The 15146-nt window shown below is 33.2% G+C and carries 16 protein-coding genes; all 16 read left to right on the plus strand.

Annotated elements, in window-relative coordinates; translation table 11 throughout:
* The first annotated feature begins 184 nt into the window (after positions 1–184).
* Positions 185–901, plus strand: coding sequence for a DUF6090 family protein (locus DN064_RS08090; protein WP_115462137.1), 717 nt, complete (start codon positions 185–187; stop codon positions 899–901).
* Positions 902–1062: 161 nt separating this feature from the next.
* On the plus strand, positions 1063–1455 hold the full coding sequence (locus DN064_RS08095) for a hypothetical protein (protein ID WP_115462138.1): 393 nt from the start codon (positions 1063–1065) through the stop codon (positions 1453–1455).
* A gap of 6 nt (positions 1456–1461) precedes the next feature.
* Positions 1462–1851 (plus strand): hypothetical protein, encoded by a 390-nt coding sequence (locus DN064_RS08100; RefSeq protein ID WP_115462139.1) that lies wholly within the window; start codon positions 1462–1464, stop codon positions 1849–1851.
* Between the two features lie 165 nt (positions 1852–2016).
* A complete protein-coding gene (locus tag DN064_RS08105) occupies positions 2017–2748 on the plus strand; it encodes a DUF6090 family protein (RefSeq protein ID WP_115462140.1) in 732 nt (243 codons plus the stop codon).
* Positions 2749–2900: 152 nt separating this feature from the next.
* Positions 2901–3872: an acyl-CoA thioester hydrolase/BAAT C-terminal domain-containing protein gene (locus DN064_RS08110; RefSeq protein ID WP_115462141.1), complete on the plus strand. Its 972-nt coding sequence runs from the start codon at positions 2901–2903 to the stop codon at positions 3870–3872.
* A gap of 166 nt (positions 3873–4038) precedes the next feature.
* Entirely contained in the window at positions 4039–4614 is a 576-nt protein-coding gene (locus DN064_RS08115) for a hypothetical protein (RefSeq protein WP_115462142.1), read from the plus strand.
* Positions 4615–4757: 143 nt separating this feature from the next.
* Complete coding sequence (locus DN064_RS08120; protein ID WP_115462332.1) at positions 4758–5744, plus strand: NAD(P)-dependent alcohol dehydrogenase; 987 nt, start codon at positions 4758–4760, stop codon at positions 5742–5744.
* A gap of 43 nt (positions 5745–5787) precedes the next feature.
* Positions 5788–6978: a serine hydrolase domain-containing protein gene (locus DN064_RS08125; protein ID WP_157962268.1), complete on the plus strand. Its 1191-nt coding sequence runs from the start codon at positions 5788–5790 to the stop codon at positions 6976–6978.
* 328 nt (positions 6979–7306) lie between these two features.
* Positions 7307–7732 carry a hypothetical protein gene (locus DN064_RS08135; protein ID WP_115462145.1) on the plus strand — a complete coding sequence of 142 codons (426 nt, stop codon included), beginning with the start codon at positions 7307–7309 and terminating at the stop codon, positions 7730–7732.
* A gap of 58 nt (positions 7733–7790) precedes the next feature.
* Positions 7791–8210, plus strand: coding sequence for a hypothetical protein (locus tag DN064_RS08140; protein WP_115462146.1), 420 nt, complete (start codon positions 7791–7793; stop codon positions 8208–8210).
* Between the two features lie 137 nt (positions 8211–8347).
* Complete coding sequence (locus DN064_RS08145; protein WP_115462147.1) at positions 8348–8860, plus strand: hypothetical protein; 513 nt, start codon at positions 8348–8350, stop codon at positions 8858–8860.
* A 166-nt stretch (positions 8861–9026) separates the two neighbouring features.
* Positions 9027–9818 (plus strand): cation transporter, encoded by a 792-nt coding sequence (locus DN064_RS08150; protein ID WP_115462148.1) that lies wholly within the window; start codon positions 9027–9029, stop codon positions 9816–9818.
* Between the two features lies 1 nt (position 9819).
* The gene (locus tag DN064_RS08155; protein WP_232827445.1) at positions 9820–10308 is read left to right on the plus strand and encodes a hypothetical protein; all 489 of its coding nucleotides are present in this window, start codon (positions 9820–9822) and stop codon (positions 10306–10308) included.
* Between the two features lie 187 nt (positions 10309–10495).
* Complete coding sequence (locus DN064_RS08160; protein ID WP_198659425.1) at positions 10496–11977, plus strand: DUF1254 domain-containing protein; 1482 nt, start codon at positions 10496–10498, stop codon at positions 11975–11977.
* A gap of 256 nt (positions 11978–12233) precedes the next feature.
* Positions 12234–13433 carry an OprD family outer membrane porin gene (locus DN064_RS08165; RefSeq protein ID WP_115462150.1) on the plus strand — a complete coding sequence of 400 codons (1200 nt, stop codon included), beginning with the start codon at positions 12234–12236 and terminating at the stop codon, positions 13431–13433.
* 4 nt (positions 13434–13437) lie between these two features.
* Positions 13438–14985, plus strand: coding sequence for an amidase (locus DN064_RS08170; RefSeq protein ID WP_115462151.1), 1548 nt, complete (start codon positions 13438–13440; stop codon positions 14983–14985).
* The last annotated feature ends 161 nt before the right edge of the window (positions 14986–15146 follow it).

Here is a 15146-nt window from a genome sequence, read left to right on the forward strand (position 1 = left end):
AACAATGGCTATAATTAATTGCTTGTTCTCTCCTACTTCTGAAAATCCTCGCGGATTTTCAGCTTTGTGTGTACTTGCAAAGTTAAGTGCTAAACCACGCAACTACTCATAGCCGAGACCGTTGTGCACAATTTGCGAAATGAAACAATAATCTAGAATTGTTAAGTGTTACTTAACTACAATAATGAAATTAAATATTTTAGGTAAACAAAGTGCTGTGGGAAATAAACAATCCAATTTCTTCACTTATGCTATTCGAGAAGTTATCTTAGTTGTAATAGGGATATTAATAGCCGTTTCAATAAACAACTGGAACGAAAATAGAAAGAAAAATAACGAACTTAACCAAATACTAGTTCAAGTAAAAGAAGATCTCAAAACTGACCTAGTCAAAATTGATAAAGTTTTCGAGTTTTATGAAAATAAAAAACCTGTATTCAAAAAAGTTCTAAAATCCGAATACACCATTGAAGACTATACAGAGAATCCAAATATAGCTTTTCTTATTTTTGGTTACCCAGAACTAGCTATAAATCAAAGAGGTGTTTCGTTATTGGAGGACTTTAAAGGAGATGTGGAAATAGAGAAAGAAACCCTAGTACAAGAATTAATTATGTTTTATAAGCAACAGATATTGGAAATTAATGTTGATGATGAACTGCGTTTCAAGGATTATAAAGAGAATTTCACATACTGGAAAAACAATACTGATTGGTGGTTAGATTATGTGCAACTAAAAGTAAATAAGGAGTTTATTGAATATGCTTTAAAAAGCAGAGACTATAAAACTAGAGTAGCTACTGCTGAATTTTTTGCCTATAAAGTTTATTTACCCGAATTATCGAAATTCAAACAGAAAGGACTCGAACTAATTGAAAAAATTGAAAAAATTAATGAATAAAAACTATGCACAACAATGTATAACCGCAATTACGGCGGATTCGACTACGTTCGAATCCACTCGGAATTGCGAGCGTCTGTGCTTAATCGAAAAACAGTAATTTAAAACCCGTAACTGACGGTTATACGAGACCGTTGTGCATAATTTAACCAATCAGAAACGTGAAAAAAATATTCATCTTGACTTTACTCTCTTTTTTCGGTTGTAAAAACGAACCAATCTGTACTATAAATGAAAATAACGCTGGAAAAGAAATTTATGACTTGGATGAGGCGACTTGTTTCATTGCTTTAAAGCTGAACAAAAATAAGTCTGACTTGAAATTGATTCGTAGTGCTCTAATTGCAGAAGAAAACTATATGAGTAAAATCGGACTGACAACAGAAAATCCGAATCCCGAAAATGAACTTGAATCGAATGCAGAATTGGACATTAACCAAATGGCTGAATATGCTATTAGTGAGGAAAAAGTTGACCTAACAAAAGAAGAATTAATCGAAATCTATGATACCGAAATTGAATATTTAATGTTCATTGGAGTCGTATCTGAATAAAAAACTATGAGGTTAATAATAATACTGACTTTAATTCTCGGAATTAATTCGTATAAAGCGCAATCCATATCTGAAAATAAACTTATAGGAAAATGGATTTTAGTTGCAGAAACGGACTCTTTTCCTACCGATATTGAGCCACTTACTGAAAACGAAACTGACTCGGAATCTGACTCAAAATCGGAACTAACAACTACTCTAACTTTTAATAAAGACAAAACAATCTTTATTAACCAAATGGGAAATGAATACGACTCAACTTATAAATTAAGTGACTCAATTCTAACAATTGGAAATCGGAATTACATTCTGGTTGAAATTAATGAGAAGAAGTTGATTTATAAAAATAAAGGTGGTTTGTTCAACAAGCATTATGAGTTTAAAAAGATAAAATAAAAACTATGCACAACAACGGCTATAGTTCATTACGGCTGAAATTCCTAATCGGAATTTCAAGCCTTTTTGCTAAATTAATGGTTACGGCGGAATGATACTCGCGTACCATTCCGTAACAAAACCATAGCCCAGACCGTTGGCAACAATTTTGACCAAGCTAAATCAATGATAAAATTCTTTAGAAAAATTAGACAAAAACTTCTCTCTGAAAATAAGTTCAGTAAATATCTGATTTATGCGATTGGTGAAATTATTCTTGTCGTAATAGGAATTTTGATTGCGTTAGCAATAAATAATTGGAAAGAAAATCAAACTGAAATTAAGCAACAGAATTTAATTTTTGAAAACTTAAATTTAGAATTAAGTAATAATCTAAAAAATCTGAATTCAGCAATTAAATTTTCTGAATCCTATATCAACTCTTCAGAATATCTTTTGCTATCAATGAATAATTTGGCAACTAACAAATTTAAAGGTGAAAAATTGGATAGCTTATTGTCGACGTTTGGATTTTCTCAATGGAAAAGAACTAATTTAAATTTAAAATCTCTCGAAAATTCTGGTAGATTAAATTCAGTTGAAAATAATGAACTAAAGAGATTGATTTATGACTGGTTAAGCTTGATTGAAGACCTAGAATTACTTGAAAAGAGAAGTGATTATTCCTTTCAATACTACGTAGATTTCATTAAAAAAAATGGTTCTTGGAGAGAAATAGATAAATATATGTTAGAAAGAGTTCAAGGTTCTCAACTTCTTCAATCTAACGACCATTTATTGTTGAGTCCTGAATTTGAAAATTGTGTGAATGACTTAAACATTTTTGAGACTCATAAATACAATAGGTATAAACAAATCAAGGTAACATTAAACCAATTAATAGAATATACCGAATAAATAACAGTTGCTAACAATGGCTATAAGTAATTGCTTGTTCTCGCCTACTTCTGAAAATCCTCGCGGATTTTCAGTTTGGTGTATACTTGCAAAGTTAAGTGCTAACCCACGCAACTACTCATAGCCTAGACCGTTAGCAACAACCTGAATATATGTCGAAAAAAAGAAAATATATCATCCCTTTCGTAATTATTATAATTCTAACTGCAGGATATTTAATAGCTGATTCCATCTTATTTGATGGGGTAAAACCAAAAGTTATAAACGTAAATGGTTTTCAAGCAAAATATTTTGCTAAAGATAATTTGGCCAATAAAACTGCAGTTATTCTAATTGGAGGTGGACAATGGGGAGATTATTGGGCAAATGAATTTGCCAATAAGGAAATGGTAGCATTATCATTGCCATATAATGGAATAGAGGGATTACCAAAATTACCTGAAGATATTGATTTGGAATACTTTGAAAATGCAATACAATGGCTAAAATCAAAAAAGGAAGTTAGTTCTGAAAAGATAGTTGTAATGGGAGCATCACGAAATGCTGAATTAGCTTTAGTCATTGCATCAACTTTCACAAATAGTATAAAAGGAGTTATTGCTTATTCACCAAGCTCTGTTTCTTGGTCAAATACAGTACTACCCTATAATTCGAGTGAACTGAAACCAAGTTGGAAATACAAAGGGATTGATATTCCTTATATACCCATGGAAAAATTATCTGGAAATGTGTCTGGTAAAGTTGAAATGATAGATTATTGGGAAAAGGGGTTATCTAAAACTGATTTAGTTGAAAATGCTTCTATAAAAGTAGAAAACATATCAGGACCAATCTTACTCTTTTCTGGCAGTGATGATAGGGTTTGGCCATCAGCAAAAATGGCTGATATGATTGAAAAAAGACTAGAAGAAAATAGTTTCACATATACCTTTAATAATATTCAATTTGAAAATGCAGGGCATTTAATTTCAAGAAATCCCGAACAAAAAACAGATATTAGAACCGGAAAAATCAATCTTGGTGGAAGGGAATTTGAATATGAATTTGGAGGAACTGATAGTGGAGATTACAAAGCCAAGAAAGATGCGAAAATGAAATTAATGGAATTTTTAAAAGCAATGTGAAACTTTAGAAAGGCAGTTGCTAACAATGTATAACCTCAATTACGGCGGATTCGACTTCGTCCGAATCCACTCGGAATTGCGAGCGTCAGTGCTTAATCGAAAAATAGTAATTTAAAACCCGTAACTGACGGTTATACGAGACCGTTAGCACTTATTTGAGAATAAAATGAAACGATTAATAAAATTCATAGAAAAGAATATTTCAGGCAAAAAGGTTTTAGGACTTTTTATCTTGACTAATCTTGTTTACACCTTTATGCTGACCGTTACAATTCCCAAAACAATGGAATTCTCTAATGGAATGAAATTATTGGATATGATGCCCACAGGATATGATTTGAATTATGTAGGTGAATTATTCACTTCGCTTGGAGAAAATGGACGTTTGACATATCTAACCAACCAAATACCTGTTGATATGATTTACCCACTGCTATTCGGACTTTCTTATTGTCTGCTTTTGGGATATTTTTTGAAAAAACTGGACAAATTAAATTCCCCATATATTTATCTCTGCCTATTACCGATAATTGCCGGAATTGCAGATTATTTGGAAAATATCGGAATTATCACAATGCTTAAAAACTATCCAGAATTGAAAGGGACTGCAGTTTATACAACTAATATATTTTCAGTTATAAAAAGCATTTCAACAAGTATATTTTTTATTGCATTAATAGTAATCTTAATAACACTTGGAATTAAAGTATTAAACAGAAAAACAAGTGCTAACACCGTATAAAAATTAATTGCTTGTTAAGAGCCTATTTATGAAAATCCTCGCGGATTTTCTATTCGGTTTGTACTTGCAAAATTAGTTGCTAAACCACGCAACTAATCTTATACAAAACCGTTGTACTCCATTAGAAAATGAACAATGTCAAAATGAAAGCAGCCGTACGAAGAGATTATTGTTCGCCAGGTCAACTTAGAATAGAGCAGACTGACAAACCAATCCCTAAGGACAATGAAGTCTTAATTAGGGTTTATGCTACAACCGTCAATAGAACAGATTGTGCTAACCTTACAGCGAAACCATTTATCATGAGGTTTGTTCTAGGGTTGTTCAAACCTAGAAAAGTTATTGTCGGGACGGATTTTGCAGGAGAAGTAATATCAATTGGCAAAAACATTAACTCAATTAGTATTGGCGACAGGGTATTTGGTTTTAATGATACAGGTTCCGAATCTCAAGCTGAATACTTAACAACTGTTAAGGAAAATATTTTCGCTATTCCAAAAAACATTGACTTCAAACAGGCTGCTGCAAGTTTGGAAGGAGCACATTACGCTTACTCGTTTATTCATAAAGTAAACATTCAATCAGGGCAAAGCATTTTAATAAATGGAGCAACTGGGGGTATTGGCTCTGCACTGCTACAATTTGTAAGACAATATGATATCAAAATAGCAGCTACCTGCAACACCAAGAACATCGAACTGATACAAACTTTGGGCGCTGACAAAATTTTTGATTACACAAAAGAAGACTTTACAGAGAAAGGTGGAAAGTATGACTATGTCTTTGACACGGTTGGTAAAAGCACATTTGGTAAATGTAAATCACTTTTAAATAAAAAAGGAGTTTACATTTCCTCTGAATTAGGACCTTATTCACAAAATGTTTTCTACCCCCTGTTTACGTCAATGTTAAGTAAGAAAGTATTCTTTCCTATTCCATATAATAAGAGAGAAACAATACCATATATCAGTAAAAACTTAGAGAAAGGAACTTTTAAGCCAGTGATTGACCGAGAATATTTATTAGAAGATATTTCTAAGGCGTACGAATATGTAATTAAAGGACAGAAAACAGGAAGCGTATTAATCAATTTAAATAACGAGAGTACAACAAAACATAAACTGCATTAAAACGCAGTTTAGCCAGACCGTTGTACCCAATTAAAACATAGATGTGAAAACACTCAAGATTAAAATAAAACCGCTTCCATTTTTAGTTCTAATAGCGATAGTGGTTTTCGGGTGTGAATCAAAAAATAAGAGTAAAGAATCTACTGAAGGAGTGATCCCTACTTCTAAATACCTATCTGTGCAAAAAGTTATTTCAGCGGTAGCGGATTCTATTAATTTGGAAATCAATAATGGAAAATACGGACTGATTGACCGTTTTATGGTCATACAAAACGAAAAATTATTAGCTGATTTTAAATACGAGCAGGACTATGAAACCATCGCTCAAAAATTTGACACCACTAATCATCAATATAATTACAATCATCCAAATTGGCATCCTTATTACAAGAAGACTAACTTACATACACTTCAATCAGCGACCAAAAGTATAACATCAATTCTTGTAGGTATAGCTTTAGATTCCAATAAAGATTTTGATGTTAACACAACAGTCGCGTCACTATTTGACAATTATGATGTTCAATCTTGGGGTAATAGAAAGCAAGAGATGACCGTTGAAGATTTACTAACTATGAGAAGTGGACTTAAATGGAACGAGGCAGACTACACCGACCCATTAAATGATTGCGTTTTATTGGAGGAAAGTGATGAATGGGTAAAGTTTATTCTGGATAAACCTTTGGATACAATTCCTGGTGCAAAGTTTAATTACAATAGTGGTGCAAGTGTCTTATTAGGTAAAATTGTTCGGATTATAACTGGAAAGCGCATTGATAAATGGGCAGAAGAAAAACTATTTGATCCCCTTGGCATAAGCGATTATTATTGGAAAGAGACACCTGATGGAGAAAATGATACGGAAGGAGGACTGTACCTTTCGTCTGAAGATCTATCAAAGATTGGCTTATTATTTCTTAATAAAGGGAGATGGAATGAAAGACAAATTGTATCTGAAAATTGGATTACCGATTCGACAAGCCCCATAGTCGAAGACACAAATCGAGGTGATAAGCACAAGATAGGATATGGTTATCAATGGTGGATTCCAGAACATACTAATGGTAAAAGTATTATTTATTCTGCGAACGGTTTCGGTGGTCAATTTTTAATGGTAGCACCTGAATATGAATTATTAGTCATTTTTAACGGATGGAATATTAATGACAGGGCTGAAAAGTCTACTTTTAGAGTTTTACAAGACAGATTAATCCCTGCACTTAAAAATGAATAACTGGGTACAACAATGGCTATAAGTAATTGCTCGTTCTCGCCTACTTCTGAAAATCCTCGCGGATTTTCAGCTTGGTGCGTACTTGCAAAGTTAAGTGCTAACCCACGCAACTACTCATAGCCGAGATCGTTGGCAATAATATGACAGAACAATCGAAAAATAAGAATAAAGTAAATAAAGGCGAAATCGTTGCCAATTTGTTATGGATGATTTTCGGGTTGATTGGAGGAATTGACTATTATTCCAAATCGGAATACTTGATTTGCGGAATTATGTCCTTAATTGGAATTTTGTATTGTTATAAACTGTTTCAATCAATATTGACGAAATGAAAAGAATACACTTTGGGAATTTGAATAAAAAAGGTCGCTGGATTTTACTACCTCTGATTTTAATTGGATTATTTCTAATAATAAATGGAGCTTTTGATTTTATTGAATTTGAGAATCCAAAAACACATAAGTATTTGAATGTTTTAGGATACATAATTGTGTTCGGATTTAGTACAAAGATTTTTTGGTATAAAAATTATGTTCAATGGAACAACAGGGGAATGTTAATCAGAATCAAATCATTTTTAGGGAAAAATATAAAATTTAAAGAAATTATATCATCTGAATTGACAAACAAGCAACTGATTTTAAAAACGGTTTATGGAAATAAAATTGAATTAGACTTGAGTGAAATTGTAGAATCTGACTCGAAAAAACTTCATGATATAATCAGAAAAAATACTATTGCCAACAAAGTATAAATGGCATTAAAACGCATTTTATACAAAACGTTGGGCATAATTTGAGAAAATCGTGAAAATGAAAAGTTTGGATTGGAAAAATATTTTATGGATTATAATTGAAATTATTATTTCAGTAGCTCTTTATTATTTAATTCAATGGACTTTGAAAAACACGGAATTTCCTTTCACGAATGACATGATAGCTGGAGTGTTCCTTTTACTTGTGACTACTGGAATAATTTATGGAATTACGATTTTTGGATTTATAAAAATTGACGAATTTATATCAGGAATTAAATTGAATGCGGGAAAAGGAATTTTACTTCTGATTATTGGAGCGGTGGTTTCATTAATCGGAATGAATTTACTTGTGGAATTGAATATAATTGATTCTGACTTTCCATTGTTATTGTTCATCTTAATAATGATGACGATACCAGTAATTTGTTTGAATTATGGATTGCGGATAAAAAAAACTATGCCCAACAATGTATAACCGCAATTACGGCGGATTCGACTACGTCCGAATCCACTCGGAATTGCTAAATACAGTGCTTAATCGAAAAATAGTAATTTAAAACCCGTAACTGACGGTTATACGAGACCGTTAGCAAAAATTTAAAACCAACCGAAATGAACAAAATAATTCTAATATCATTAAGCATAATTTTTGCTTGTAATTCAATTTTCGGACAAACGAACGAAGAAAAATATGCAAAAGATGTGAAATCAATAGATGCAATAATTAATGCATATTATGATGTTGTTTCAGGTTCGAGTAGTGACCCTTGGGAATTCGAAAGAGATAAATTTATTCATTCAGAAACTGCTCTAATCACGAGACTGAACGAAAATGGAAAAGCGGAATCACATAGTCTTGAGGCGGAATATATACCAATCGGATTATCACCGAAAGAGGATTTTTACGAAAAGGAACTTAAAAGAAAAGTAAGCAAATATGGAAATATTGCCCAAGTTTGGAGTGCATTTGAAATACGAACTGACCCAAATACGGAATCTAATATTAGAGGACTGAATAGCATTCAACTTCATTACGAAAATGGAAGATGGTTTATTGACAGTTGGACTTGTGAAATGGAATCTGATAAAAACAAAATTGTGACTGACTTTTTAAATGGCGAATAAAAAACTTTTGCTAACAATGTATAATCGCAATTACGGCGGATTCGACTACGTCCGAATCCACTCGGAATTACTAAAGCCTGTGTTTAACTTAAAAGTCCACGTATATTAACCCGTAACTGACGGTTATACGAAACCGTTATAGCCAATAGGAAGCCCATACCAAGCTATGTATAAAACAGAGTTTAACATTTCAAAGATGGATTGCCCCTCAGAGGAAAATCTGATCCGAATGAAGCTCAGTGAATATGATATAGCAAAGCTGGAATTTGATCTGGAAAAAAGAATACTGTTCGTATATCATTCAGAGGATATAGCCCCAATAGAAAAAGCGCTCTCAGAATTAAACCTAGGTTCAAAAGTGTTGTCAACCAGCAGCGTGGAACATTTTGAAATAGTTGAAGACACAAGTAAACAGCGCTCCTTACTGTGGACCGTTTTGATCATCAATTTCGCTTTTTTCGTGGTGGAAAGCCTCACTGGGTTCGTTTCCAAATCAATGGGTTTAGTAGCAGACAGTCTGGATATGCTTGCAGATGCCTCTGTGTATTCATTAAGTCTGTTTGCGGTGGGCGGTTCTCCACTTCGTAAGAAGAACATTGCAAAAGCCGCTGGCTACTTTCAGATCGTTCTTGCCATAATTGGATTCACAGAAGTCGTGCGTAGATTCATAGGCGTTGAAGAAATCCCTGAATTCAAGACAATGATCATTGTCTCCATTTTGGCATTAATAGCAAATGGAATTTGTTTATTCCTATTGCAAAAATCAAAAAGTAAAGAGGCGCATATGAGGGCAAGCATGATATTCACGTCCAATGATGTGATAATTAATTTAGGAGTAATAACTGCCGGTACCCTTGTTTACCTGATAAATTCCAGCTATCCGGATCTGATCGTAGGAACGATTGTTTTTGTTCTTGTTGTAATCGGGGCAATACGTATCTTGAAGCTTGGTAAATAAAATGGCCATAACAGCCACTAAAAAAGATAGGGCTATCAACCACACACGAGAAAAAGCCCTACCTTTCCTAGTGGCAAAACGTTGGCAAACATTTAAAACGAACCGAACAATCAACAATTATAACTGGATGGAAATGAATAAAATTTTAAAACCATTATTGACTTGGTTACCCTCTATAATAATAACATTGTTTTTTATCCCAAACGCTTTAGATAAAATACTTAACTCAAATCAATCGGATAAAATTGTAGCAAATAGTACTATAATGATTGCTACTGGAATATTTCTTTTAATATCAACAGCAATGTTCTTGTACAATAAAACAGTATTAATCGGAACTACTCTTTTAGCACTGTATATGACTTTTATAGTGTTTATTCATATGTACAAAGGGAAACCTTATGAAGTGACAATTTTAATCGTAATGGCAACAATATTCGCTTCTTATATTAGAAAGCCGCATCTATTTCAACAAAAACAAGAATTGTAGATTTATGAATAATTGGACAGAATTAGGGGCTAATAAACTGAATGAAATCGGAAATGAAAATCATTACATAATTGGATGATGAAAATTGTAAACAGAAAATAAAACGATTTGCCAACAACGCATATAATTAATGCCCTACGGGACACTAATCATATACGGGGACGTTGTGGTGCATCAAACAAACAATATGAGACTAAAGAAATATTTATCAGTCAATTTTAAACTTGCGGGTCTTGCTAGCTTGCTAATAGTTTTAAGTTCTTGTCAAAACACCATTCAAGAAGAACAAAAAATATCCCCCTATGAATTCCAAGGTGGATACCCTACTCAAGCTACTATTGAAAAGACATATGATGAGTTAGATGTTCAACGAGTCTCTCAAGTATACATGGAGTTCATGCCTTTGGCATCCATGCAAGCTCTATTCAATAGTCATGTTAATGAATCAGGAATGGAGTCTGGTGATATAGCAGTGTTCACAGAAATTGATGAAGGCAAGGTAAACCACATAGGTCTTACCTATAATACAGAAAGCATTTATGCATCAGCGTTTATTGATTTAAAAACTGATGGACCTATTGTTTTGGAAACTCCTCCAAACGTATTAGGTATAGTTAATGATGGTTGGATGCGTTATGTAACTGATCTTGGTAATGCAGGACCAGATAAGGGCCAAGGAGGAAAATTTTTGATCATTCATCAAGACTATGATGGAGAAGTCCCTGAAGGGTTCTTCGTATTTAGAACGCCAACCTATAGAAATTGGGTTATGGTAAGGGGCTTTGAGGAGAATACTGGAGCAGGCGATGAGGCGATGAAATATTATAAGAATCATTTTAAGATTTATCCATTAAGTGAAGGCCTAGAAGGTGTTGGTAATTATACTAACTACTCAATTGAAAAAGATATAAATACTACTCACCCAAGAGATGAGAATTACCTAGACTTGATCCATCAGACCTTACAATATGAGGCCAATGCAGCATTTACTTCATATGAACTGGGACTTTTAGAAACAATAGGCGTCAAGAAGGGCGAAGAATTCAACCCTGATAGTAGAATGGTGGATATCTATCGAAGAGGTATAGAAAGAGGAGATGCTATGGCTAAAGCAAATGCATACGCCAATCGGTTAGAAGACGTAAAAGTATATGATGACAGAGAATATGAATACCTATTTGTAGGAGGGAATTACCAGTTTATGAGAGGTCCTGCCATAAACCTAGATGCACGAACCTTATTCCATTATGAAGCTATTGTGGTCACACCTGCAATGGCAGCTAAAATGGTCGGTATTGGATCCCAATACTTGGCTGGATATAGAGATAGTGATGGTGAATTCCTTATGGGTGAGAACACATATAAGTTGCATTTGCCTGCTGGTATTCCAGCGAAGGACTTTTGGTCCGTGACTTTATACCATCCAGACACACGATCATTACTCCAAAATGGAATGGTGAAACCAAGTATCAACACATACGATGAGCCTGTAATTAATGAAGATGGCTCTGTGGATCTATATTTCGGACCTGAAGCACCAGAAGGAAAAGAAAAAAATTGGGTCAAAACATTACCTGGTGAAGGATGGACCACCTTGATAAGATTCTATGGGCCATTAGAGCCATATTTTGATCAATCTTGGAGGCCGGATGACATTGTGAAACTCTAGAATTAAAAAACTTCTTAAGACAAAGTTCTCTTCAGGGAAGTTGTTCACAATACCGTCAAATTAATTGTATATTCTGTGGTAGTCCAGAGTAAAATACGCACCACAACAAGGTATATAAGCCATTAAAAACGGCTCATATACGAACCGTTATGTATAATTTCGGCTGACAACGGTCTATTCAAACGATATAAACATAAAATTGATAAATTACAGGAAGATCATAATATTCATTTCTATTTCCTTTATTTCCGTGCAAATGGAGGTGGTTGCTCAGTCTGGCCCTGATTACTTTGTTTTTAAAGATTCTATTTATAATAATCCTATTGATGCCGCTAATGTAAAAGGCATTAGAATCCCATTTAAAGCTAAAATGAGGTCTTATTATCTATTTCAAGACCTATCAACAAACAAAAAAGAAGCTTTGGCTTTAGGTGGAAGTTTGCAATGGAACCCTTCTATATTTTCTGAGCACATTACCGGACGTGTTACTTTAGCTACTTCGCAAAAAATATACGGACCATTGGACAGGGATGGCACTATGCTATTAAAACCAGGTCAAGAAGGATTTGCTGTGTTACAGGAATATGCATTAAAATTCAAAAAAAATAAATTTCTCTTGAATATAGGTGCTAGAGAAATGAATAATCCATTATTGAATACGTCTGATGTTCGTATGCTTCCAGCCACGCATCGTGGAATAGACATCAACTACCTATTTAAAGAAGACAGCTATATAAGTTTTGGTGTCGTTGATCAAATAAAATGGATTAACAGCGATAGATTCGTTGATTTATATGAGTTTGCAGGTTTTGATAAAAACGAATTAGTTTGGGGAAGTGCAAATCGCTACAAAACTGATAAAATGGCTTTTGGATTTTATTATCTCAATGCAAAAGATTACTATCATGGATTGTACACTGAATATTACAGAGAATTTACTTTGAGTAATAATCCAATGAAATTAGGATTTCAGTACATGCATGAAAATGATATCGGAGATGGAATTGGTGGTGACTTTAATTTTAATATGATTGGAACGAAATTAGACTTCAGTATTTATGGAATAAAAAGCTTTATTGGATATACTAATGTGTTAAGCAAAGACAAGGCTCAGGAAATATGGAGTATTATGCCTTATTATAATATGATGATCTTTAACTTTTTTAATCGTCCTAAAGAGCAGTCTATTAAACTTGGTGTCATATTAGAATTTTCTGAAGTATTAAAACTTTATCCCAATATGGGGTTTGGTTTTACACCCAACAGTGGTGATGTAGCATCCCCAAACCAACAAGAATATAACCTCACTTTTGACTATACTTTTTTAAAGGATTTCAACTTAAAGGTGCGCGGTGCATTTGTTCATCAAAATTCGATTGGTAACCTTAATTTGGAAAGTAAGGACATTGTAGATTTTAGAATAATACTTAATTATAATTGGTCAAATAAATTTTAAACATATGAAGCGTAGAGATTTTGTTAAAAAGAGCAGTAGTGGTATCTTATATACTGCCGTTGCTGGTAGTATTTTACCAAGTGTATTAACCTCATGCCAAAATGGTAATAAAAAAATGGGGCAGGTAATGCCTGAATTATTTGATGAGTTTATGCAATATGATGCTATTGGTTTATCTGAACTTATAAAAACCAAACAAATTTCACCTGCCGAATTATTAGAGATCGTTATAACAAGAATAGAGTATTTTAATCCAAAAATCAATGCGGTTAATATTAAGCTTTATGAAAGAGCCATAGATACGATTCAAAACACAAATACCAAATCTATTTTTGCGGGTGTCCCGGTATTAATAAAAGATATGATTGATATAGGCGGAGTTGTACGTTCAGACGGATCCAAATTAATGCAAAATAATATACCTTCAGAATCTGTTTCTTATATTATAGAACTTGAAAAATCAGGTCTTAATATTGTAGGAAGAACTAATGTTCCTGAATTTGCTTCAAACTCAAGTACCTGGAACGAATTGTATGGAAAAACACTAAATCCTTGGGATGTAACAAAAACAGTATTTGGATCTAGTGGTGGCAGCTCTGCAGCAGTTGCAGCTGGAATAGTACCATTGGCTCATGGAACTGATGGAGCAGGCTCTAATCGCATTCCACCAAATGCTTGTGGTCTTTTTGGATTTAAACCATCTAGAGGCCGACTAGCCTCTGGAGAAATAGATGGATCGGACGATTTCTTAAAAGCAAATTGTGGAATCAGCAGAAGTGTGCGTGATAATGAGCAATTATTTATAGCCACTCAAAAAAGAGAGAATAATCCTTATGCCACTATAAAAAATTCATTGAAGAATTCACCTCTCAAACCTTTAAAAATTGGTTATATACGAACAGGCTTGGAAGGTTATGAAGTAGACCCTGATATTGTCGCTAAACAAGATGAAATTGCAAAACTTCTTACTAGCCTAGGACACCAAGTACAAGAGGTTACAATTCCATTAAATGGTGATGATTTTTATGATCAATTTAATATATTCTTCTTGACTAAATTTGTGCCTTTAGTTAATAATATAATCGCAAATAATAGCGCTTACACTAAAATTGAAGATATTAAAGAGCTTACCAATTTCGTGAAAACAGAAGCCATTTTTGCTAAAGATTATAATGAATCAGAAATAGAAAAGGCAACAGATTATATTAAAAATTATATCCCTACTATTTTTAAATCTATGTTTGAAAAAAATGATGTGCTCTTTTCTGCAGTTTGTCCTATTAAAACACAACCAGTTGAATTTTTAAATCCCATGACAGATTCTTTTATGGATAAAAAATATATTGTTGGCCAAACTCTAAGTTTAACTAGTTTTTCTAACATCTGTGGTCATCCTGCTATGTCTGTACCTTTATCTAACATTGATAATCTTCCATTAGGATCGATGTTTCAAGCAGCCAACGGCAAAGATGAATTATTATATCAATTAGCATATCAATTAGAAGATGCAAAACCTTGGAAAGACCAATGGCCAAAGATGTCTTATAAATAATCTAAATTTAAAAAACTATACATAACAACGCATATAAAAAATAGCGGTTTAAGTGTTTAAACAAAAAATAATGAACGCAATATAGATAAGTTTTAAACCCAAAAGTTAGTATGTGAAAATCCGTTACTTTTCATATACAAGACCGTTGTGAATAATTAAAT

This window comes from Winogradskyella aurantiaca (genome assembly GCF_003362725.1).
GTDB lineage: Bacteria > Bacteroidota > Bacteroidia > Flavobacteriales > Flavobacteriaceae > Winogradskyella_A > Winogradskyella_A aurantiaca.

Excerpts from the sequence above, each read along its gene's own strand:
- DN064_RS08090 (WP_115462137.1), top strand. The coding sequence starts at position 185 with ATGAAATTAAATATTTTAGGTAAACAAAGTGCTGTGGGAAATAAACAA.
- DN064_RS08100 (WP_115462139.1), top strand. The coding sequence starts at position 1,462 with ATGAGGTTAATAATAATACTGACTTTAATTCTCGGAATTAATTCGTAT.
- DN064_RS08105 (WP_115462140.1), top strand. The coding sequence starts at position 2,017 with ATGATAAAATTCTTTAGAAAAATTAGACAAAAACTTCTCTCTGAAAAT.
- DN064_RS08110 (WP_115462141.1), top strand. The coding sequence starts at position 2,901 with ATGTCGAAAAAAAGAAAATATATCATCCCTTTCGTAATTATTATAATT.
- DN064_RS08115 (WP_115462142.1), top strand. The coding sequence starts at position 4,039 with ATGAAACGATTAATAAAATTCATAGAAAAGAATATTTCAGGCAAAAAG.
- DN064_RS08120 (WP_115462332.1), top strand. The coding sequence starts at position 4,758 with ATGAAAGCAGCCGTACGAAGAGATTATTGTTCGCCAGGTCAACTTAGA.
- DN064_RS08135 (WP_115462145.1), top strand. The coding sequence starts at position 7,307 with ATGAAAAGAATACACTTTGGGAATTTGAATAAAAAAGGTCGCTGGATT.
- DN064_RS08140 (WP_115462146.1), top strand. The coding sequence starts at position 7,791 with ATGAAAAGTTTGGATTGGAAAAATATTTTATGGATTATAATTGAAATT.
- DN064_RS08145 (WP_115462147.1), top strand. The coding sequence starts at position 8,348 with ATGAACAAAATAATTCTAATATCATTAAGCATAATTTTTGCTTGTAAT.
- DN064_RS08150 (WP_115462148.1), top strand. The coding sequence starts at position 9,027 with ATGTATAAAACAGAGTTTAACATTTCAAAGATGGATTGCCCCTCAGAG.
- DN064_RS08155 (WP_232827445.1), top strand. The coding sequence starts at position 9,820 with ATGGCCATAACAGCCACTAAAAAAGATAGGGCTATCAACCACACACGA.
- DN064_RS08160 (WP_198659425.1), top strand. The coding sequence starts at position 10,496 with ATGAGACTAAAGAAATATTTATCAGTCAATTTTAAACTTGCGGGTCTT.
- DN064_RS08165 (WP_115462150.1), top strand. The coding sequence starts at position 12,234 with ATGGAGGTGGTTGCTCAGTCTGGCCCTGATTACTTTGTTTTTAAAGAT.
- DN064_RS08170 (WP_115462151.1), top strand. The coding sequence starts at position 13,438 with ATGAAGCGTAGAGATTTTGTTAAAAAGAGCAGTAGTGGTATCTTATAT.